General features: G+C 29.5%; 18 protein-coding genes and 1 tRNA gene. 7 read left to right on the top strand and 12 right to left on the bottom strand.

Annotated elements, in window-relative coordinates:
• Nucleotides 1-87: 87 nt before the first annotated feature.
• Together ybeY and OIU80_RS08545 are read right to left on the bottom strand one after the other, a co-directional pair.
• Nucleotides 88-507, bottom strand: a complete 420-nt coding sequence (gene ybeY, locus OIU80_RS08550; RefSeq protein WP_264286612.1) for an rRNA maturation RNase YbeY — start codon at nt 505-507, stop codon at nt 88-90.
• A complete protein-coding gene (locus OIU80_RS08545) occupies nt 504-3,815 on the bottom strand; it encodes a hypothetical protein (protein ID WP_264286611.1) in 3,312 nt (1,103 codons plus the stop codon). The genes ybeY and OIU80_RS08545 overlap by 4 nt, the downstream gene beginning before the upstream one ends.
• A 163-nt stretch (nt 3,816-3,978) precedes the next feature.
• Here OIU80_RS08545 and gltX point away from each other — a divergent pair, with 163 nt between their 5' ends.
• Both gltX and OIU80_RS08535 read left to right on the top strand, forming a co-directional pair.
• Nucleotides 3,979-5,484, top strand: a complete 1,506-nt coding sequence (gene gltX / locus OIU80_RS08540; protein ID WP_264286610.1) for a glutamate--tRNA ligase — start codon at nt 3,979-3,981, stop codon at nt 5,482-5,484.
• Nucleotides 5,485-5,629: 145 nt separating this feature from the next.
• The gene (locus tag OIU80_RS08535; RefSeq protein ID WP_264286609.1) at nt 5,630-6,607 is read left to right on the top strand and encodes an SPFH domain-containing protein; all 978 of its coding nucleotides are present in this window, start codon (nt 5,630-5,632) and stop codon (nt 6,605-6,607) included.
• A gap of 27 nt (nt 6,608-6,634) precedes the next feature.
• Here OIU80_RS08535 and OIU80_RS08530 read toward each other — a convergent pair whose 3' ends face one another.
• From OIU80_RS08530 to OIU80_RS08510, 5 genes are all read right to left on the bottom strand, one after another.
• Nucleotides 6,635-6,889, bottom strand: coding sequence for a DUF6327 family protein (locus OIU80_RS08530; protein ID WP_264286608.1), 255 nt, complete (start codon nt 6,887-6,889; stop codon nt 6,635-6,637).
• A 3-nt stretch (nt 6,890-6,892) separates the two neighbouring features.
• On the bottom strand, nt 6,893-7,243 hold the full coding sequence (locus OIU80_RS08525) for a competence protein (protein WP_264286607.1): 351 nt from the start codon (nt 7,241-7,243) through the stop codon (nt 6,893-6,895).
• A gap of 146 nt (nt 7,244-7,389) precedes the next feature.
• Nucleotides 7,390-7,719 carry a YtxH domain-containing protein gene (locus tag OIU80_RS08520; protein ID WP_264286606.1) on the bottom strand — a complete coding sequence of 110 codons (330 nt, stop codon included), beginning with the start codon at nt 7,717-7,719 and terminating at the stop codon, nt 7,390-7,392.
• 81 nt (nt 7,720-7,800) lie between these two features.
• Nucleotides 7,801-8,280, bottom strand: coding sequence for a hypothetical protein (locus OIU80_RS08515; RefSeq protein WP_264286605.1), 480 nt, complete (start codon nt 8,278-8,280; stop codon nt 7,801-7,803).
• 1,455 nt (nt 8,281-9,735) lie between these two features.
• A complete protein-coding gene (locus OIU80_RS08510; RefSeq protein ID WP_264286604.1) occupies nt 9,736-11,853 on the bottom strand; it encodes a glutamine--tRNA ligase/YqeY domain fusion protein in 2,118 nt (705 codons plus the stop codon).
• Between the two features lie 117 nt (nt 11,854-11,970).
• On the opposite strand from OIU80_RS08510, the gene folB reads away from it, so the two are divergent.
• Together folB and OIU80_RS08500 are read left to right on the top strand one after the other, a co-directional pair.
• Nucleotides 11,971-12,330, top strand: coding sequence for a dihydroneopterin aldolase (gene folB / locus OIU80_RS08505; RefSeq protein WP_264286603.1), 360 nt, complete (start codon nt 11,971-11,973; stop codon nt 12,328-12,330).
• 104 nt (nt 12,331-12,434) lie between these two features.
• A tRNA-Cys gene (locus OIU80_RS08500) sits at nt 12,435-12,505 on the top strand.
• Nucleotides 12,506-12,863: 358 nt separating this feature from the next.
• Here the strand turns inward: OIU80_RS08500 and OIU80_RS08495 are convergent.
• Genes OIU80_RS08495 through rnr form a run of 3 tightly spaced genes read right to left on the bottom strand, consistent with a single transcriptional unit; the run spans nt 12,864 to nt 16,434 of the window.
• Nucleotides 12,864-13,541: a LysE family translocator gene (locus OIU80_RS08495; protein ID WP_264286602.1), complete on the bottom strand. Its 678-nt coding sequence runs from the start codon at nt 13,539-13,541 to the stop codon at nt 12,864-12,866.
• A gap of 17 nt (nt 13,542-13,558) precedes the next feature.
• Nucleotides 13,559-14,227, bottom strand: a complete 669-nt coding sequence (locus tag OIU80_RS08490) for a head GIN domain-containing protein (RefSeq protein ID WP_264286601.1) — start codon at nt 14,225-14,227, stop codon at nt 13,559-13,561.
• Between the two features lie 26 nt (nt 14,228-14,253).
• The gene (rnr, locus tag OIU80_RS08485) at nt 14,254-16,434 is read right to left on the bottom strand and encodes a ribonuclease R (RefSeq protein ID WP_264286600.1); all 2,181 of its coding nucleotides are present in this window, start codon (nt 16,432-16,434) and stop codon (nt 14,254-14,256) included.
• Between the two features lie 156 nt (nt 16,435-16,590).
• Here rnr and OIU80_RS08480 point away from each other — a divergent pair, with 156 nt between their 5' ends.
• Nucleotides 16,591-16,824: a putative signal transducing protein gene (locus tag OIU80_RS08480; protein ID WP_035628923.1), complete on the top strand. Its 234-nt coding sequence runs from the start codon at nt 16,591-16,593 to the stop codon at nt 16,822-16,824.
• A gap of 765 nt (nt 16,825-17,589) precedes the next feature.
• Entirely contained in the window at nt 17,590-18,021 is a 432-nt protein-coding gene (rpiB, locus tag OIU80_RS08475; RefSeq protein WP_264286599.1) for a ribose 5-phosphate isomerase B, read from the top strand.
• 697 nt (nt 18,022-18,718) lie between these two features.
• On the opposite strand, the gene OIU80_RS08470 is transcribed toward rpiB, so the two are convergent.
• Nucleotides 18,719-19,030 carry a DUF1294 domain-containing protein gene (locus OIU80_RS08470; RefSeq protein WP_264286598.1) on the bottom strand — a complete coding sequence of 104 codons (312 nt, stop codon included), beginning with the start codon at nt 19,028-19,030 and terminating at the stop codon, nt 18,719-18,721.
• A 116-nt stretch (nt 19,031-19,146) separates the two neighbouring features.
• Here OIU80_RS08470 and OIU80_RS08465 point away from each other — a divergent pair, with 116 nt between their 5' ends.
• Nucleotides 19,147-21,270 (top strand): Tex family protein, encoded by a 2,124-nt coding sequence (locus tag OIU80_RS08465; RefSeq protein WP_264286597.1) that lies wholly within the window; start codon nt 19,147-19,149, stop codon nt 21,268-21,270.
• A 74-nt stretch (nt 21,271-21,344) separates the two neighbouring features.
• Here OIU80_RS08465 and tatA read toward each other — a convergent pair whose 3' ends face one another.
• A complete protein-coding gene (tatA, locus tag OIU80_RS08460) occupies nt 21,345-21,530 on the bottom strand; it encodes a twin-arginine translocase TatA/TatE family subunit (protein ID WP_129540358.1) in 186 nt (61 codons plus the stop codon).
• Between the last annotated feature and the right edge of the window lie 203 nt (nt 21,531-21,733).

Raw genomic sequence — 21,733 nt, 5'->3', positions numbered from 1 at the left:
TATTTCATGTTCCACGTGGAACACACAAAGTAAAAACTTAAATCTCATGTTCCACGTGGAACAAGTATAAAAAGAAAAGTGGTTTAGTTATAGTTCCACGTGGAACATTGCTATTTTTTCCTCTTCTTTTGAGCGCATTAAAGCCGCTTCATTATCTGACTTATCCTTATATCCACAGTAATGTAATATACCATGAGCCAATACTCGCTTCAATTCATTCTCAAAAGGAACATTGAAATCTGTGGCATTGTCACGAACTCTTTCGATAGAAACGAATATATCTCCGTTAATTTCGTTACCAACAGTATAATCAAAACTGATAATATCTGTAAGTGTATCGTGATTAAGGTACTCTACGTTTATCTTATGAAGGTATTCATCATCACAAAATATATAACTTATCTCCCCTTCTTTTTTATTCTCTGAAAGAATCACAGCCGATAGCCATTCTTCAAACACTTCTTCATTCTCTAAAACGAAGTCTGTTTCGTAATTAAAATTGATCATTTTGTATTAAAATATTCTTGAACCTTTTGATTAAAATTCGAGCGCAAAGGTAATGATTGTCTATTTAAAATCTCTATGCTATTTAAATAATCTGATAATGACGCTGGCAACGCATTAGATTGATTATTAAATTCTTTCCTATTTGTTTCTGATTGTCGCTTGTTCTCTTGACCCTGTTCTTGAACAGCTGTATCTAACTTTAATAATTCTTGTTGGATATTCAATATACGTTGCAAATTTTCATTTTTAAAACCTTTATTCAAAAGTTGTTTTTCCAATTGTTTCATTTGTTCTAGTGCCTTTTGTCCATTCGGTCCTAGTCCTTGTTTTTCTAATTCCTTTTGTAAAGCTTCTCTAAGACGAACCTGCTCTTTATAAATTTCCATTATTTCTTGAGCATTTCCTTCGCCATCATCACCATTATCACCAGATGTTCCTTTGCCACCAGACTTAGGATCTTTACCGTCTTTGCCATCTTTACCTTTACCTGGCTCCTGCCCTTTCTCCATTCCTTCTTTCATTTTCTTTCCTAAGCCCTCTTGTTTTTTCATAATATCTGGTAATTGCATACCCTCACCTTGACCTGGTTTAGGTTGTTCCGAACTAGGACTAGCCATAGACATTTGCATATTACTTAATAGATCACTTAAAAAATCGGCCAATTTATTAGCTGAAGAAACAGCATATTGCTGGTGAGAAACACCTTTACGAATTTGAACATCAGTTAAAGTTTCTAAAGCTTTGTCCATATTGTATTGAACATTACCTATTTCTTTTGTTACATCTTCTGCAATTTTCGGGTTACGTAAAGACAAAGCAAACAAACTATCATCGATATGTTTGAACTGTAATTTTAAATTTTGCTGAATCTTGATGTTCTTATTAAATACAGATGATCCCGTTTTAATAGATTTGAATTGTAGCATAACCGCTTCTTCTGCTAATGAAAAAGCTAAAAGATTATCTAAAATCTGACGTAGCATTTTCACATCTTCTTCTAATTGTTCCTGCTCAGAAGACTGCATTCCTTCTTTCATTTTCTGAGCCATCTCTTTCATTTTCTTCGCTGCACTCTTTTGTTTTGGCTTAGCTCCTGCACTGTTGTTTTTCTTTAATTCATCAGATGCTTTCTTCAGTTCATTATCAATATCATTCTCTTTATTTGCATCAGCAGGTATTTCCATTGGAGCTTTTAATGTCTTATTCTCTTCTTTTAAATCTTTTAAATCTTCCTGAAGTTTATCAAAAGCTTTATTTATTTCATCTTGCTTATCAGCTGTATTTTCTTTTTCTTTATTAGAAAGCTGCTCTTGTTTGTCTGCTAACTTATCAAGTTTATCTTTTAATTGTTCTGCTTTTTTAGTTACATAATATCTCTTCGTAAGCTCAACTAATTGCTCTAAATTCTTAGATTGATTTTTAGAAATCTGTTTGAATTTATCTATCTTATCAAACAATTCTTCACTCTTAATTTTATCGTTTAAGTCTTTAAGTTCATCCATCAATTTTTGATTTTTCTCTAAATCCTTATCTGCATTATCTAAACGTTTTTGCAAGTCTTCAATAGTTTGATCTTTCTTTTCAGTCTTAAATTTATCTAAGTTCTGATTCATCTTCTCAGCAAATTCTTTCATCATTTGGTCTTGTTGTTTTTGACGCTTGATAAAATCATTTACTTTTTGTTGGTCTTTAAACTCTAAATTATTCTTTTCCTTACCTACCTTTTGAAGCTTTTCTAATTCTGAAAGTTGCTTATCCTGACTTTTTAAAGATTTAGAAAGCGCATTGATATTACTATTTTGCTGTTCTAAATCTTGCTCATGAAGCTCATCATTAGTAGCAACTCGATCTGAGAAAACTGAGGACTTTGCACTCTTAAAATTATGTGGGGCATCATTATCAAAAACTTCAAAATAATATTCATAAGACACTCCTTGCTCAACAGGAAGATTACTAGGAAATGAAAAAACAAATTGATCAAAGACATTGTTCTTAACGGCAATTGTTCCACGTTTGGCAGTGTTAGGCTTATTACGTTCGTAGTATACAATTTGCAATTTTGACAAACCATAATCATCAGATAATTGTCCTAACATATAATCCTTTCCTAGCTTTAAACTATCAGGAGCAACACTTACATTGATAGTAGGGAACTGATCTTTGATTACTGAGAGCTGATAATTAAGTTTTTCGTAGTTTTTAACCTTATTATTAGATGTAAGGATTTGATATTCTGTATTTTGAGCAATGTTTTTTGATAAAATAAAGCTATTATCCCCTTTTACAAAAGGAATTAATGTACTGCCATCTTTCCAATCTACATTTTGAGTAGATTTAGTATTCATTTTCCAAGTAACACGAGTTCCTTCTGGTAGAATTGCATTACCAGTACCACTAATAGTTTCACTTTTTTTATTTAAATAAGAAGGATAATTTAATTGCATTTCGAAATTTGCAATAGATGGAACTGTAATAACTTTCAATTCATATGAAGGAGAAGTTACTTGATTTGCCTCTACATAAAATTCTACATTAGCATTAGGCTTTTCAATTTTGAATTCAAATACACCTGGTTTAGTAGATTCCATAAAATAACTTTCATTTTCAATATGGATCATAACATTTTCAGGAATAACTTTCCCTTCAGATTGCACTTGAAGTATGAAATCTTTATTCTGTTCTGTTTGTAAATTTGAATTTAGGACGACAAATTTGAAAGGAGCTGGTGGTAAAAAAGCAGCATTAAAATGAACAACCCTATTTAAACTTTGAGAAAGGATGTTACTATTTCCAGAAATATAAAAAACTAAAAAGAACAAAATTGGAATTAATGCTAAAGGCAGATATTTCTTGTTTGCACTAAAATTAATCGCATTACTAAACGGAATTAATTGTAATGAATTTGCTTTTTGTTCAATCGAAGCCAACATTAATTCTGACTTTTCAATCTCATTAGTTGTAGATGAAAGTTGCAAAAAGTTCGTCAGTTTATCATTTACTTCAGTAAAATGATTACCAATAATAGCTGAAGCATCTTTATAATCAATCCCCTTTTGAAACTTAAATAATTTAAAAAGTGGGAACATAATAAAACGAAACAACAGAAACACTTCTACACAAACAAAAGCACAAAACAAAAGCGTTCTTCCCAATGGTTTTAACCAAAGAAAATATTCAATGAATATGGTAAATAAAAAATATAATAAGCCAAATCCTGTAAATAGAAGTAAACCTCTAATCAACTCATTGGTGTAATATTTCTTTATAAAATCCTCGAGCTTTTGATATATAAATGGAACTGTTTTCAAAATAGTAATCTGTTTTGCTTATAACCTATAAAAGTAATAATTTTAATTAGATAATGATCAATTAGATAGTTAGTCAATTGAGCGACAAACAACACATTATCTCATTAAAACTCATTTACAAATTCTCTAATTAGAATCGTATCTTTGCATAAAAATTAAACAAATGTCAAAGCAAGTTCGTGTGCGTTTTGCACCAAGTCCGACTGGACCATTACATATTGGTGGTGTTCGTACTGCCCTATTTAATTATTTATTTGCAAAAAAACATAACGGTGTTTTTTATCTTAGAATTGAAGATACAGATCAAACCCGTTTTGTTCCTGGTGCCGAAGCTTACATTATGGAAGCTCTAGAATGGTTAGGAATTGCTCCAGATGAAACTGTTGGGAAAAATGAAAAATTTGGTCCATACAGACAAAGTGATCGTAAAGATTTATACCAACAATATGCTGATCAATTGATCAATTCTGGCTGGGCATATTATGCATTTGATACTCCAGAGTCATTAGATGCACATAGAAAACAACACGAAGCGGAAGGAAAAACATTTATATACAACCATCATAATCGTGAAAAACTAGATACATCGCTAGTAATTTCTTCTGATGAAACTGCTAAGAGAATTGCAAATGGAGAACATTATGTAATCCGTTTTAAAACTCCTGTTAACGAAACATTACATTTACAAGATATTATTCGTGGTGAAGTTAAGTTTGAAACTAATCTTTTAGATGATAAAGTTTTGTTTAAAAGTGATGGAATGCCTACTTACCATTTAGCAAATATTGTAGATGATCATTTGATGGAAACATCTCATGTAATTCGTGGTGAAGAATGGTTGCCATCTATGCCTTTACATGTTTTACTATACAGAGCTTTTGGTTGGGATGCACCAGAATTTGCACATTTGCCATTAATTCTAAAACCAATTGGTAATGGAAAATTATCTAAAAGAGATGGTGATAAACTTGGTTTCCCTGTATTCCCATTAGAATGGAAAACTGAAGAAGGTATTTCTTCTGGTTACAGAGAGAAAGGATTTTTCCCAGAAGCTGTTATTAACTTCCTTGCATTATTAGGTTGGAATGATGGAACGGACAAAGAAATATTTTCACTAAATGAATTAGTAGAAGCATTTGATCTGAACAGAGTTCACAAATCAGGAGCAAAATTTGATCCAGAGAAAAACAAATGGTTCAATCACCAACATTTGGTTAAGCAAAATAACGAAGATTTAGCAAAGGACTTCACTCCTATTCTTGAAGAAAAAAGTGTTGATGTTTCAAAAGTAGATCTTGTTAGAATTGTTTCATTGATAAAAGAACGTGCACATTTTGTATCTGAATTTTGGGAACTAAGTGATTTCTTTTTTCAAGCTCCAACATCATATGATGAAAAAGCTAGTAAAAACTGGAAAGAAGAAACTCCTGCTTTAATGCAAGAACTTACATCTGTGTTAGAAAATATTGAAGATTTTACTTCTGTAAATATTGAAACTATAGTAAAAGATTGGATGACTAAAAATGAAATTGGAATGGGTAAAGTTATGCAACCTTTCCGTTTGAGTTTGGTTGGAGCTTTAAAAGGCCCTCACCTATTTGACATTGTTGAAATCATAGGAAAAGAAGAAACAATTTCAAGAATTCAAAAAGCAATAGTAGCTTTATAAACAAAAAAGCTAATAAATATAAGAGCGTTAAGAACACCAGAAGTTGGTATTCTTAACGCTTTTTTATTTTAATAAAAACATAACGTATTAAAATGGAAGAAATTTCGTAATTTGACCATTAATATTTAAACTAAATTTATCAGTTATGAACATCCCTATTATTATTCTTTTAATCTTCGGATTATTTATTTTCTTATCCTCTTTCTTTACAGTAAAACAACAAACATCTGTAATTATAGAACGTTTTGGAAAATTTCTTAGCGTAAGAACTTCAGGTTTACAATTAAAAATACCAATGATTGATAGAATTGCTGGACGAGTAAATCTAAAAATTCAACAGCTAGATGTTATCATTGAAACAAAAACTAAAGACAACGTTTTTGTAAAACTTAAAGTTTCAGTTCAATTTATGGTTATTAAAGAAACTGTTTATGATGCATTTTATAAATTAGAATATCCACACGATCAAATTACATCTTATGTATTTGATGTAGTTCGTGCCGAAGTTCCTAAATTAAAATTAGATGATGTTTTTGAAAGAAAAGATGATATCGCAGTAGCAGTAAAAAGAGAATTGAATGAAGCAATGACTACTTATGGTTATACAATTATCAATACATTAGTAACAGATATTGATCCAGACATTCAGGTTAAAAATGCAATGAACAGAATTAATGCTGCTGATAGAGAAAAAACTGTAGCTGAATTTGAAGCTGAAGCATCTAGAATTAGAATTGTTGCTAAAGCAAAAGCTGAAGCTGAAAGTAAGAGATTACAAGGTCAGGGTATTGCTGATCAAAGAAGAGAAATTGCTAGAGGTCTTGTAGAAAGTGTTGATGTTTTAAATAAAGTGGGAATTAATTCTCAAGAAGCTTCCGCTTTAATAGTTGTTACTCAACATTACGATACATTACAAGCTATTGGTGCAGATGCAAATTCTAACTTAATCTTATTACCAAATTCACCACAAGCAGGTAGCGATATGCTAAATAATATGGTAGCTTCGTTTAGTGCTTCAAACCAAGTGGGTGAAATGATGAAGAGAACGAATAAAAAAGTTAAACCAAAAACTGAAACAAAACCAGATTATGAAGCTCCAGAAACTCCGGAAGCAATAGAATAATCAAAATTTATAAAATAAAAAAGAGGCTTAATGGCCTCTTTTTTTGTTCATAAACCATCCTATTAAATAAGGAATGGCTGCTTGAATAATTTTTATATATGAATTAGAAAGTATCGTTTTGTACGAACCTAAAAACCCATTAATTATATTATGAGGTTCTAAAGATTCCTTAGTTTTTTGAACACTTAAAACTAACTTTTGATAATTAATTTGTTTCTCAATTTTTAGAATTTCCAGTTCCCTTTCAATTTCAGCGTATGATGAGTATTTTTTAGTTTCCATAATTTATTCATTAAAAAAGATTTCTGAAAATTTCTCTAAAATTGGTCCTTCTACCATTTTATCTTTTATAAATAAAATAAGAATCGTTGCTAGTAAATAGATCCCTCCTACTATAAGAAATCCAAAAGTATAACTGCCTAAAGCGGCACTAATTGCAAAAGCAGCTGCAACTGACCCAAACAACATAACCATGCTAAAGCAAAGTAAAATCAAAATAAACTTTAAAATTACTGTTGTAGATTTCATTGCAACTTTAAAACCCCATAATTTATAATAAGCGAGGTGACTATCAACATAAGATTTCGCCTGATCTTGAATATTTTCGGTATGTTCTTTAAACTCTTCAAAAGCCATAAATAACTATTTTAATTGATTTTGATAAAAAATACAAAGTACACAATGAAATCAATGTATTGTAATTCTTAAAATTAATTAAATTTTTTGAAACAATAACAATTTAAGTTCAATGTGTACTTTGCGAATGCCTAAAAAAAGGCTATTTATTTCTGAAGTTTAGCATTTTGAGTTTTCAAATCAGCTAATTTAGTTTCAAGAAATGAAATTACTTCTTCTGTTTTATAACTCATATTCGAAAGCAAGTTTTCATATGTTCCGTCTAAATCTTCTTTAGCATTTAAAAACTTATCACGTAATCCTTCTGTAGATGTTTCTAATTTATGTTTCAAATTATGTTTAGCATCATCAATTCCGTGTTTAATACGTCCTCTTGTTTTTGACCCTTTATCTGGTGCAAACAAAATTCCAATTCCTGCTCCAATCGCTGCACCTGTAAGAAGTGCCAATATTGTGTTTCCTGTGTTGTTTGACATAACTATAAATTTTAAAAGTTGATAATAAAGATAATCAAATTTATATAGATAAAATCCTATAAATAAATGTTTAATATAATTTTAATATACGTAAGCTATTGCTTGATACTTACCATCTGGCTTTTCTACAATTGTTACAAATGGATATCCATTATCTGCAGACTTAGTTTTGATGCGTCTTTCAGTATGTTCTTTTAATGCCAAAGGAGACTCCCCTTTTGTTTTTGTAGACAATCCTGAAAAATTTTCGACTTCTTTTAGTCCTATAGTTTGACTTGGTTTTAAAACTTTTACCAAACTATAATCTTTTTTGTCAGCCACTACAATTTTAGGAGAAATAGATTCTGATTTAGAACTTGCTTTTTCATTAAGTGAAGAAACGGCATATTTACTAATTGTAAATTGCTCTTGACTTCCATTTAACGAATAGTAAAGAAGATCATTATCTTGTTTTATATAATTAACATCTAATTGTTCTCCGTTATGTTTGATTATTTGATGAGTTTGCGAAAAAGCAAAACTCGTAAATAATATTCCTAGTATTAAAAATTTGATTTTCATAAATACAGCTATTAAGTTTATAATATAAAATTAAGCCTCAATAAAGTATATCATAAGAAATGAAATAAACAATTTTGAAAATAATCAAAAAATCAATTTAGGCGATTTTGATAATCATGAAATAAAATTGAAAAACACTTTAAAGAAAAAGTATTATCAAAACTAAATCACAATCTAAATACGAACGATAAATTAATTTTAAGAATTTCATCCAAAACTATTCCAAAACTAAAATTTGCATCAAGGTCAAATTCTGAAGTTTGAGAAATAATTTTGTAATCATAGCCCACTCCATTTTAATTTTAAAAAGAATAAATTCATTTTAAAAAAATTTACTTAATTGGCTTTTTATAAAAATAACACATTTATAGACATTTTTATGTTAACAAGCCGTTAAACCATCTTAATTAAGACAAAAAATTAAAATAAAGCTCGTTATTCAATCTTTTTTAAGAAACCAATATTAGAGTTATCCAATTTATAAAAACGTCTTAAAAACTACATATAGAAGCTGTTTTTAATCTATAAAAACTATAATAAAACAAAAATCAATAAAAAATATTAATAATAGGTAAAAATACAAATAATTTAATTTCATATAATTAAAACTGATGATTAATTTCCACCCTATTTTACATGATATCTTAATACTTTGTAGAATTCTATTTTTAGAGGAATCGAAATAATCTTAAAATTCCATTTTTAAAAATCAAAAAAGTAAAGTACTCACAAATTAAAAAAATGAATTGTAAATCGGGAAAAATGTATCAAAATGGGAAAGATCTTGTACTTATAAATATTTCAGTGTTAGCAATGGCAAAATCACCTTGAAATCAGGTCTAAAATTAAAATAAAGCACGCTAATCAATCCTTTTTTTAAAACCAATAATTGACTCATCATAATTTAAAAAACACCTTAAAATCAATATATGAAAGCTGTTTTTAATCTAAAAAAACTATATAAATACTAAAAACTATAATTAATTCTAATAATAGATAAAACATAAATTAAACATATTTTATATAACTAAAATTGATAATTAGTTTTCCTCTTATTTTATAAAAATTTATCGCTTAGTAGATTTTATTAAGTTGCAAATAATTTAATAATTCAAGTTTAAAAAAACAAAAAGTAAAATACTCCCAAATCAAAAAATTGGATTCAATTTTGAGTAAAACATACCAAAATTGAAAAGATACTGTACTTATAAACATTTCGATGTTAACAACGATAAGACCACTCTAAAATCAGATCAAAAATTAAAATAAGGAAGTCTAATTAATTATTTTTACAAAAACGACTATTATATTGACTGAATATTAAAAACGTCTTAAAATCAATTTATGAAGGTTAATTTTAATATACTAAAACTATAAAATTATTAATTTCAATAGATATTATAAATAATAAAAAAAGCGCTTATAAAAAACGCTTTTCGATAACTAAAATTGATATTATTTTTTTAACATTTCTTCCAAAAGTTCTTTTTCTCTATCAGAAGCATTTTTTGGAGGATTTGAATTTAATTTTTGAATTTCTTCTTCAAACTGATTTCTAAAATCTATTGTTTCCAAATCTCTTAAATTTAAAAGTGCTTTCGAACGTACATAAGTCGATTCACTTCTTAGTGACATGGTATATAATTTTTTAATTTCATCTTCTTCAAAATCTGAAGATTTCAAACTTGAATATTTAAGAATAAATTGAGCAAATAATAACGAACTTTTATTATTGTTAATATTCTTCTTCAATGAATTTTGTAATAAAGAAAAACTTGAAATAGCGGCTATACTCTCCCCTATTGCATTTTCAATTACCAAACGTTCAGGTTTTGTTTCTACTTTAAAATATTTGTTTATATCTTTTAAAGAATTATTTATACTATTTTCTTCTTTTTTACCTTTTTCTTCCCAAGCATCTTTTAATCCTACTGTCTTATTAAATACTAGTTTTGAAGCAGTTGAATCTTTATCAACAGTAAAATATCCTAAACGTTGAAACTGAAATTTATCTTCATTTTGAGCTGTAGCCAAACTTGGTTCAACAAATCCAGTAACAATTTCTAAAGAATTTGGATTTACAAAATCTAGGAAATTTTTATCTTTATAACTGTCTGGAGCTTCATCTATAAACAAACGATCATACAAACGAACTTCGGCTTCTACTGCATGAGCAATCGAAACCCAATGTAACGTTCCTGATACTTTACGTTGGCTAGCTTCACTTCCACTTCCACTTAAAGAATCTGTATCATAAGTAACATGAATTTCTAAAATATTACCTTCTGAATCTTTTATAACACTTTCTCCTTTAATGATATAAGCATTTTTAAGACGTACTTCTTTTCCTAATGTTAAACGGAAAAACTTAGCAGGAGCTTCTTCTAGAAAGTCTTCTCTTTCTATATATAATTCTCTTGAAAATGGCACTTTTCTAAATCCAGCTGTATCATCTTCTTGGTTATTTTCTGCATCAAGCAACTCTTCTTTTCCTTCAGGATAATTAGTAATTACCAATTTTACTGGATCTAAAACAGCCATTACACGAGGTGCAATTTTATTCAAATCTTCACGAATACAAAACTCTAAAACCGATACACTTATTAAATTATCACGTTTTGCAATACCTGTAGAATTAGCAAAATTACGTAATGAAGCAGCTGTATATCCTCTTCTTCTTAATCCAGAAATAGTTGACATTCTTGGATCATCCCAACCATTAACGTGTTGTTCCTTAACCAATTGTTGTAACTTTCTTTTACTTACAACAGTATGTGAAAGATTACGTCTTGCAAATTCTCTTTGCTTAGGACGTAATTTATTATCATCTATAATTTGGTCTAAAAACCAATCGTATAATTCACGGTGAGGCAAAAATTCAAGTGTACAAAATGAATGTGAAATTTCTTCTAGATAATCACTTTGTCCATGGGCCCAATCGTACATCGGGTATATTTTCCAGGCATCTCCCGTTCTATGATGATGTTTGTGTAAAATTCTATACATGATAGGATCACGCATCAACATATTAGTAGATTTCATGTCTATTTTTGCACGCAAAATATGAGTTCCTGCCTCAAATTCTCCGTTTCTCATTCTTTCAAATAAGTCTAAATTTTCTTCTACTGAACGATTTCTATAGGGACTATCTGTACCTGTAGTTGATGGAGTTCCTTTTTGAATAGCCATTTCTTCTGAAGATTGACTATCAACATAGGCTTTATCTTTTTTAATTAATAAAACTGCCCAATCATATAATTGCTGAAAATAATCGGATGCATAACGTTCTTCTGACCAAGTATAACCCAACCATTCAACATCTTTTTTTATTGCATCAACAAACTCTTGTTCTTCTTTTTCTGGGTTAGTATCATCAAAACGTAAATTTACAGGTGATTGATAATCAAGTCCTAATCCAAAATTTAAAGCAATAGAACTTGCATGGCCAATATGTAAATATCCATTTGGTTCTGGAGGAAAACGAAAATGAAGCTTATCTTTTGATAATCCTGATTTTAAATCTTCTTCTATGATTTGTTCAATAAAATTGAGTGATTTTTCTTCTGATGCCATTATTTATAGTAATTTTAGCAAAGATAAAAAAGTTTATAGTATTCGGTTTACAGTTTACAGTTTTCTTTGGAAACTTATCAGTAAATCTGAAACTTAGAACAAGAAATAAAAATTAAAATGGGAATTATTAAACTAAAAAATATCCGTACTTTTTCTTACCACGGATGTTTAATTGAAGAAGGAAAAATTGGATCTGATTATGAAGTGAATTTAGAAATTCATGCTAATTTAAGAAAATCTGCCGAGTCTGATCATCTTGCCGATACGGTTGATTATGTACATTTGAACAAAATTGTTGAAGAAGAAATGGCTATTAGATCTAAATTATTAGAACATGTTGCCAAAAGAATCATTACAAGGGTTCTTGATGAGATCCCAATGATAACAAAAACAATTGTTGAAGTTTCTAAAATTAACCCTCCTATTGGTGGTGATGTTGAGTCGGTTACAATTAGAATGAAAGAAACTAGAAAATAAAATTTAGAAGGTAAAATTATTTCTTTTTATAAAATTTAAAAATAGTTGGCTTTAAGTTTTTAAAATTTAAAGATTATAGTTACTTTTGCCATCCGTTCAACTACGGCGTCGTGGCCGAGCGGCTAGGCTGGGCTCTGCAAAAGCTCCTACTCCGGTTCGAATCCGGACGATGCCTCTAAAAGAGATACAGAAATGTGTCTCTTTTTTTTGTGCTTTATTTTTCTTCAATATTGTAAGACTGATAAGAGTCGAAGTCTTATATGAATCTGCTATTACCTTTGCAAAATTTTTGAACCAAGACTGTAAGAAACTTTAGTTTTATACAATCTTCTCATTTCGACGAAGGAGAAATCTTAGCAAGAAACTCCGTAATCTTTGTCGAGCTACTCGTAGAGATTTCTCCTTCGTCGAAATAACAAAAATGCACAGACCAACTTTAAACTTGAAATTTTACAAAAAGTTTTAAATGTTTTAAACATAAAAAAACCTCTCGTAATGAGAGGTTTAAAATTATATCTTGTAGTTATTAATAACTACTTTTCTATCTTTTCGAAAGCATGTTTTACCATTTCTTTTTCTTTAGGAAACCATCCTTGAACTATTAAAACAAATCCAAAAATCATTAAAACTATACTAATTCCTTTTTTAATTTTAAGAATATTTGAAGGTGTCATTTTAGATTTTAATTGCTTTGCTAAAACAATTTTTATACAATCTATAATTAAATAAGTTAGTACAACTGTTACAAAAAATGTCATCATTCTTGATGTTTGCATTTCTAATTTTGGTCCAATAGAAATAATTATTGCAACCCAAAAACCGAGTACTCCGATATTGATAACATTTAAGAAAAAACCTTTTACAAATAGGCTTCCATAGTTTCTTTTGATAATATCACGGTCTATTTCTTCGTCGTTTATTTTCGCTTCTTTCTTGAGTTGTATAAACGAAATAATACCGTAAGCCAACATGATTATACCTCCAAAGATAAAAAGGGCTGGTTTATCTTGTAAGCTTTTAATTAATCTATAACTTCCTAAATAAGCAATTGCTATAAAGAAAATATCTCCTAAAATTACACCTAGATCAAAAACTAATGCAGCTCTAAAACCTTTGGTAATACTAGTTTCTAGTAATATAAAAAATACCGGGCCTACCATAAAGCTTAAAAATACTCCCCATGGAATCCCTGCTATAATATCATTTATCATTAAAATACAATTTCGATTTATTCTTTTTCTTCAATCCTACCGCCTAGAACAGTTTTTTGGTTAATTTGTTTTGGTTTACCATAGATGTAAATATAGCCACCAGCATTCACTTTTGCATCAACCAAGGTAGTAGCATAGATTTCGGCATTTCCTCCCGCAGAAACGCTTATTGTCGTTTGTGAGGTATGTAATCCCTTTGCTCTTAAAATTCCTCCTGAACCTAAATTAGCAACTTGATTACTTGCTTCTCCAGATACTTTGATTGTTCCTCCAGAAACTGCTCTTACTTTTGCATTATCAACATCCAAAATTACATTGATTTCTCCTCCTTCTTTAGAATTTAAATCAATTGTTGTTTGTTTGAATGTTTCTTTACTAGAAACTATACTTCCTTCGCTTACATCGATGTTTTCAATACGTTTGTAATACAGTTGTATTGAAATATCATCCCCTGATAAAAGTTTAGGAAATGGCATTCTAAGTTTCAGTTCTCCATTTTTATTAACAACTTCTACTTCACTCTCTCTACTTCCTTTTATAACTATCTTATTTTCTGAGGAATGAATTAGTGTAATACTCAATTTATCGAAAACTTTAACTTTATCAAAATCTCCTAAATTTTTAGTTACCTGACCAAATGATACTTGTACAAATAAAATTGCAACTCCTATTAATAACTTTTTCATGTTTTTCTTTTTTAAATTATTACTTCTTATTCTGCTCTTCTTAAAAAATGAAAATCCAATTGTTTCTTAACTAAATCGGCATTTTTTACTTTAACATAAATCTCATCGCCTAATTGTAATATCTTATCTGAAGTAGCACCTACGAGTGCATATTGTTTTTCATCGAAAGTGTAATAATCATCTTTTATCTCTCTGATTCTTACCATTCCTTCGCATTTATTCGATACTATTTCTACATAAATTCCCCACTCAGTAACTCCTGAAATAACACCCAAGAATTCTTCATCTTTATGATCCTGCATGTATTTAACCTGCATGTACTTAATACTATCACGTTCTGCATTAGTAGCTAATCCTTCCATGTTTGAACAATGTAAACACTTGGTTTCGTATGTTTCTTCATCTACAGATTTTCCTCCATCCAAATAATATTGCAATAATCTATGTACCATTACATCTGGATAACGACGAATTGGTGATGTAAAATGGCTATAGTAATCAAAAGCTAAACCATAATGTCCAATATTATCTGTTGAATATTTGGCTTTACTCATACTTCTAATTGCAAGAGTATCAATTAAATTTTGCTCTTTTTTACCATTAACTTCTTCCATTAAAGCATTTAATGATTTCGATATATCTCCTTTATTTCGGAAATCTATCTTGTAACCAAATTTAGCAATTACCGATTGCATTGCAATTAATTTGTCTTCATTTGGTTCATCGTGAATTCTATAAACAAATGTTTTCTTTTGTTTACCAATGTATTCAGCAACTTTTCTATTTGCCAAAAGCATGAATTCTTCAATTAAATGATTCGCATCTTTTGATACTTTAAAATAAACCCCTTCTGGTTCTCCTTCTGCATTCAAATCAAATTTAACTTCAACTTTATCAAAAGAAATAGCGCCATTAGCCATTCTTTTCTTTCTCAAAATCTTAGCTAATTCATCTAGTTTTAAAGTGGCATTTACAATTTCATCCGAAACAACATACGAACTTCCTGTTATTGAGGTTTCCTCTGGAATTGTATTATCTTTTGTTTCAATGATATATTGTGCTTCTTCATAAGCAAATCGTTGGTCAGAGTATATTACTGTTCTACCAAACCATTGGTTAATAACTTGTGCATTCTCTGATACTTCAAAAACTGCCGAGAAGGTATATTTCTCTTCATTAGGACGTAACGAACAAGCAAAGTTTGATAACACTTCAGGAAGCATTGGTACTACTCTATCTACTAAATATACCGATGTTGCACGTTGATATGCTTCATCATCCAGGATTGTTCCTTCCTCCAGATAATACGAAACATCAGCAATATGAATACCAATTTCGTAGTTTCCGTTTTCTAACTTTTTGAAAGACAAGGCATCATCAAAATCTTTTGCATCTTTTGGATCTATCGTAAACGTAAGCGTATCTCGCATATCACGACGCTTAGCAATTTCACTTTCCTGTATAGATGTATCTATTTTTTGTGCATAAACCTCTACTTCTACAGGGAAATCTGAAGGTAAACCGTATTCAGCCAAAATAGCATGAATTTCAGTATCATGTTCTCCTGGTTTTCCTAAAACTTTAACTACTGATCCAAATGGACTATCGGCACGTTTTGGCCAATCTTCTATCGTAACTAATACAACATCACCATTTTGAGCCTCTCCTATTTTATCCTTAGGAATAAAAATATCGGTGTACATTTTAGGATTTGCTGTAGAAACAAAAGCAAAGTTGTTCTGAATGTCAATAACTCCAACAAAGTCAGTTTTATTTCTTTCTATTACTTCAATTACTTCACCTTCAGGTCGTTTTCCTTTTCTTCTGTTGTAAACGTAAACTTTTACTTTGTCTTTATCTAGTGCACGATTTAAATTATTTGTAGGGATAAAAACATCTTCGGTAAAATCTGGACAAATAAAGTAAGCTGTTTTACGACTTGTCATATCAATCGTACCTTCGTAATAATCCTGACTAACAGCTTTAATTAAATATTTTCCTGGTTCTGATTCTACAATCTTATTTTGAGATGCCAGAATCTTTAAATCTTTTATAATTTGATTGCGACTTTTAGTATCGTCTAATTCTAACTTCGCTCCTATTTGTTTGTAATTAAATGGTTTATTAGCATGTTGCGATAAAATTTTTATAATCTTACTTGAGAAATCTTTCTCATTCTTTATCGGTTTTCTAATTTTCTTACTCATATATCTTTTCTTATAAGGTTTAAAATTACAAAGAAGATATCAGATAATGCTTTTTAGGTTCCATTTTATTAAAAATATAACTTTCAATCACAGCTATCTATTGATTTTCAAAGGTCTTTTCTAATGCTCATTTCGTATCTTTACAAAAAGACCCTTATGCAAAGCTTTAAAACCATTGCTACATTCAATTATCTGCACGAAACAGTCGTTCTAAAACACTTACTAGAACAAGAAGACATTCCATACTACCTAGAGAACGAAATGACCTTATCGGTGGCTCCTTTTTATTCGGCAGCTTTGGGCGGAATCAAACTCAACGTTCACCCAGAGGATTTCGAAAGGGTTCAGGAAATTCTTGACAATCTCAATAATCCACTTTCAATCGTTTAAATTCAAATTCTCAATTTTTTTTTCTTTTCAATTTTTCAAAGTTGTCAACATATATTATATATATAAAAAAGAAAAATTTAAATTTAATTAATTTATGGTTGTTATTATAGTGTGTTAATATGTCATATAAATTTATTTTTAAAAGCATTGAAATGAAGTTTCTCTTAGTTATATAGAGTTATCAACATACTTATATTTAGTTAAAGGATTAGTTTCTAGGAGTTTTTAGATTTTAATTAACATTGGTTAACAACCAAAAATGAATTGGTTTTGTAGATAACTTCATATGTTCATTTTTGTTGAAAATGTACTTTTTGATATTGATAACTTTTCTAAAAATTCTCCAAACTTTATTAGGTTATTAAGTTCCAGTTTTGGATTAGGTTTTTTTATGACACAACCAAAAAAAACTTCTAATTTTCTTTCTGTAGTTATTAACAAAAGATGTTAATTTAAAGTTAACTGAATATCAACGAATTAGCTTTTGCTATTAACAATATAAAATTTTAACAAAAAAGATGTTTATTTTTCATTGATTACTAGATACTTATAGCATTGTTAATAATGTTAATAAGTGTTAAGTTTTTGATATAAAGTGAGTTATATATTAAGCTTTTTCTAATACAAATTTCATCAATAAGTACGAATTAGAAAAACTATGTTTTTAAAAGTTATTAAGGAATAATTTGTGAAAATTAGCGAAATTCGTGGCAACCATTTATTAATTGGTTAAATTTGCAGGACACAACTTAATATAACTTAATAATGAAAATTTCAATAGGAAACGATCACGCAGGACCAGAATATAAAAAAGCAATTGTTGCGATGCTTAAAGCAAAAGGATATGAGGTAACTAACTATGGTACAGATTCTGAGGATTCAGTAGATTATCCAGATTTTGGTCATCCTGTCGCTACAGATATCACTGAAGGTAAGGCTGATTTTGGAATTGTTATTTGCGGAAGCGGAAATGGAATTGCAATGACTGTTAATAAACACCCGAAAGTAAGAGCAGGTTTATGTTGGACTAAAGAAATCGCAGTTTTAACACGTTTGCACAATGATGCTAACATTATTAGTATTCCAGCACGTTTTACATCGATTCCACAAGCTGTAGAAATGGTTGAAGCATTTTTAAATACAGAATTTGAAGGTGGAAGACACCAAAATAGAGTAAATAAGATTGCTTGTCAGTAAAAAAGTCAAAAAAACGGGTGCTACGCACCAATAAAATAGTAAGCCGGGCGGATTTTAAAATTCACCTGGCTTTTTTGTTTAAAAATATTGGATTTAATTGCTTCATAAATAGGTAATTATAGAGTTATTAACAACGTAAAAACAACACTATTTATTAATCGATTCTATATATAAAACTACCCTTTTTAGATTATGATTATCAAGGACAGTTCAACTATTTTATTATAAAATATTATTTAGTTGTTTGATAAATAGTAGATTATAGAGTTATTAACAACATAGAAACAATACTATTTATAATGGATTATATAAACAAAACAGCACTTTTTAGATTGTAATTATCAAGGACAGTTCTACTATGTTGTTATAAAATGAGATTTACTCGTTTTATATCTAAGCAATAACAATGTTAATAATGAATATAATAGAAATGTTAGATTTAATTATTTGATAAATAAGCGTTTGTAGAGTTGTTAACAACGTAAAAACAATACTACTTATAATGGATTATATAAACAAAACAGCACTTTTTTGGATTGTGATTATCAAGGACAGTTCTACTATGTTGTTATAAAATGAGATTTACTCGTTTTATATCTTAGCAATAACAATGTTAATAATGAATATAATAGAAATGTTAGATTTAATTATTTGATAAATAAGCGTTTGTAGAGTTGTTAACAACAATAAAATAATACTATTTATTGTCACTTACCATAAACCAAGCAAGAGTTTCAGCATCACAGTAATAAAAAAATATAAGGAAAGCGATTATTACCTGAAGAAGAACAATACCAGCATATTTCATCATAAAAGAAGGTTTACTCGTTTTATGTCTAAATAGTATCATTGCTAGTAACAAACCCAATGAACCTCCAAGAGCTGTTATTACAAACAGTGTATTTTCGGAAATTCTGCGTTTATGTTTGACAGCCAAATATTTATCGTATCCTGCTAAGATAAAGGCAATAGTATTTACAATAAAAAAATATGGTAATAAAACTTTCATTGGCTTAAATTTAAGAACAAAGATATTATTTTAGCAGAATTATTGATTAATTTGCTGTTTCATTTTAATAAGTAAATTATATCAATTTATAATCAAGAAATTATTTCATTAAAAGCATGACTAATATTCAATTCATTGCGAAGACTGTTCAAACAGCAGCAATAAACATTCAAAACACAGTTAAATTACTAGAGGAAGATTGCACGATTCCGTTTATTTCCAGATATCGAAAAGATACAACTGGAAATCTTGACGAAGTCGTAATAGAACAAATTGCAAAACTTCAGAAAGACTATGAAGTTATTGTAAAACGTAAAGAAGCAGTTTTAAAATCTATAGAAGAACAAAAGTTACTTACTCCAGAATTAAAGCAAAAAATTGAACAAAGTTTTGATTTACAAGAGATAGAAGATTTTTATCTTCCGTTTAAAAAGAAAAAGAAAACAAAAGCTGATGTAGCACGTGAAAATGGGTTAGAACCATTAGCAAAAATCATTATGTCGCAAGGCAATGACGATGTTGATTTTATTTCGACACGATATATTAATGATAATGTTATTAATGAAGAAGCTGCTTTACAAGGAGCTCGTGATATCATTGCTGAATGGATCAACGAAAATATATATGTTCGTAAACAATTACGTAGATTATACCAGCGTAAATCGACAATTGCAACCAAGGTTGTAAAAACAAAAAAAGATGATGAGAATGCGCAAAAATTCAATCAGTATTTCGATTGGTCAGAACCGTTAACAAAAGCACCTTCACACCGATTATTAGCAATGCTTCGTGCTGAAAACGAAGGATTTGTAAAAATGAAAATTGAGGTTGACATTGATGAAGCGTATGATATTATTGATGAACTGGTTATAAAAGGTCAAAATAATACAACACCACATATACAATTAGCGATTGAAGATAGTTATAAACGGTTGTTGAATCCTGCTATAGGAAATGAGACATTACAAGAAGCCAAAGCGAAAGCTGATGCTAATTCTATTCAGGTTTTTGCTAATAATCTAGGACAGTTATTGCTTGCGCCACCATTGGGTGAAAAACGTATTCTGGCTATTGATCCTGGATTTAGAAGTGGTTGTAAAGTGGTTTGTCTAGACGAAAAAGGCGATTTGTTATACAATGAAACCATTTATCCGCACGCACCACAACATGAGGACGCTATGGCGATGAAAAAAATCCGCTCGATGGTAAATTCTTATAAAATTGACGCAATTTCTATTGGTAACGGAACAGCTTCGCGTGAAACGGAATTTTTTATCAAAAAAATCGCATTCGATAAACCAGTTCAGGTTTTTATTGTTTCTGAGGCAGGAGCTTCGGTATATTCGGCATCTAAAATCGCTCGTGATGAGTTTCCTAATTATGATGTTACTGTGCGAGGATCAGTTTCTATAGGAAGACGACTTTCGGATCCGTTGGCCGAATTGGTAAAAATCGATCCAAAAGCTATTGGAGTAGGACAATATCAACATGATGTTGACCAATCAAAATTAAAAGAAGAGCTGGATAATACCGTAATTCGTTGCGTAAACTCGGTAGGTATTAATATTAATACAGCGAGTAAACATTTATTGAGTTATGTTAGTGGAATAGGAGAGAAGCTTGCCGAAAACATTGTACAATATCGTTCTGAAAATGGCCCTTTTGAAGATCGTAAACAATTAAAAAAAGTACCTCGTTTAGGAGATAAGGCCTATCAGCAAGGAGCTGCTTTTATCAGAATAACCAATGCAAAAAACCCGTTGGATAATTCGGCAGTACATCCTGAAGCTTACGGTATAGTAGAGAAAATGGCTAAAGATTTAAAACTAACCGTTAATGATCTTATTGCCAATAAAGAACGTACAGCTTTAATTAAACCAGAGAATTATATCACGCCAGAAATTGGTTTATTGACATTAAAGGATATTATCAAAGAATTAGAAAAACCAGGTTTAGATCCGAGAAAATCAGCTAAGGTTTTTGAATTTGATCCGAATGTAAAAAGCATAAAAGATGTGAAAACAGGGATGATATTACCAGGAATTGTTAATAACATCACCAACTTTGGTTGTTTTGTTGACATCGGTGTTAAAGAAAGCGGTTTGGTTCACATTTCGCAACTTAAAGCAGGTTTTGTAAGCGATGTAAACGAAGTAGTAAAACTACACCAACATGTTGATGTAAAAGTAACTGAGGTTGACGAAGAGAGAAAACGTATTCAGTTAACGATGATATTATAAAACAAGAAATTCCAAATCCCAATAATATTTTATTGGGATTTGGAATTTATAAGACCTATAATTTATTAAATAAATTAAGCCGGTTTATCTTCTTCTTTTTCTTTCTTATCAGCTGGCTGATCATTGTCTTTAGCAGCGTTTTTGAATTCTTTAATTCCACTACCTAAACCTTTCATTAATTCTGGAATTTTTTTACCTCCAAAAAGTAATAAAACAACTGCTAATATAACAAGGATTTCTGTAACACCTAATCTTCCCATGATTGAATAGTTAATTGCCGGAGCAAATTTGTATATAATAAAGGCAAAGGTATACAGAATTAGTTAATATGAATTAGTTTTACTATAAAATATTTATTTTTAATCACGTTAAATATTTTATAAAATGCTATTTTAAAGGCTATCCTATTTATATTTTGACCGTTTTATCAACACTAATTATTATTATATTTGTCAATTAAAGT

Source organism: Flavobacterium frigoritolerans, from assembly GCF_025847275.1.
Classification (GTDB): Bacteria; Bacteroidota; Bacteroidia; order Flavobacteriales; family Flavobacteriaceae; genus Flavobacterium; species Flavobacterium frigoritolerans.
This window is presented reverse-complemented; position numbering and strand designations above follow the sequence as displayed.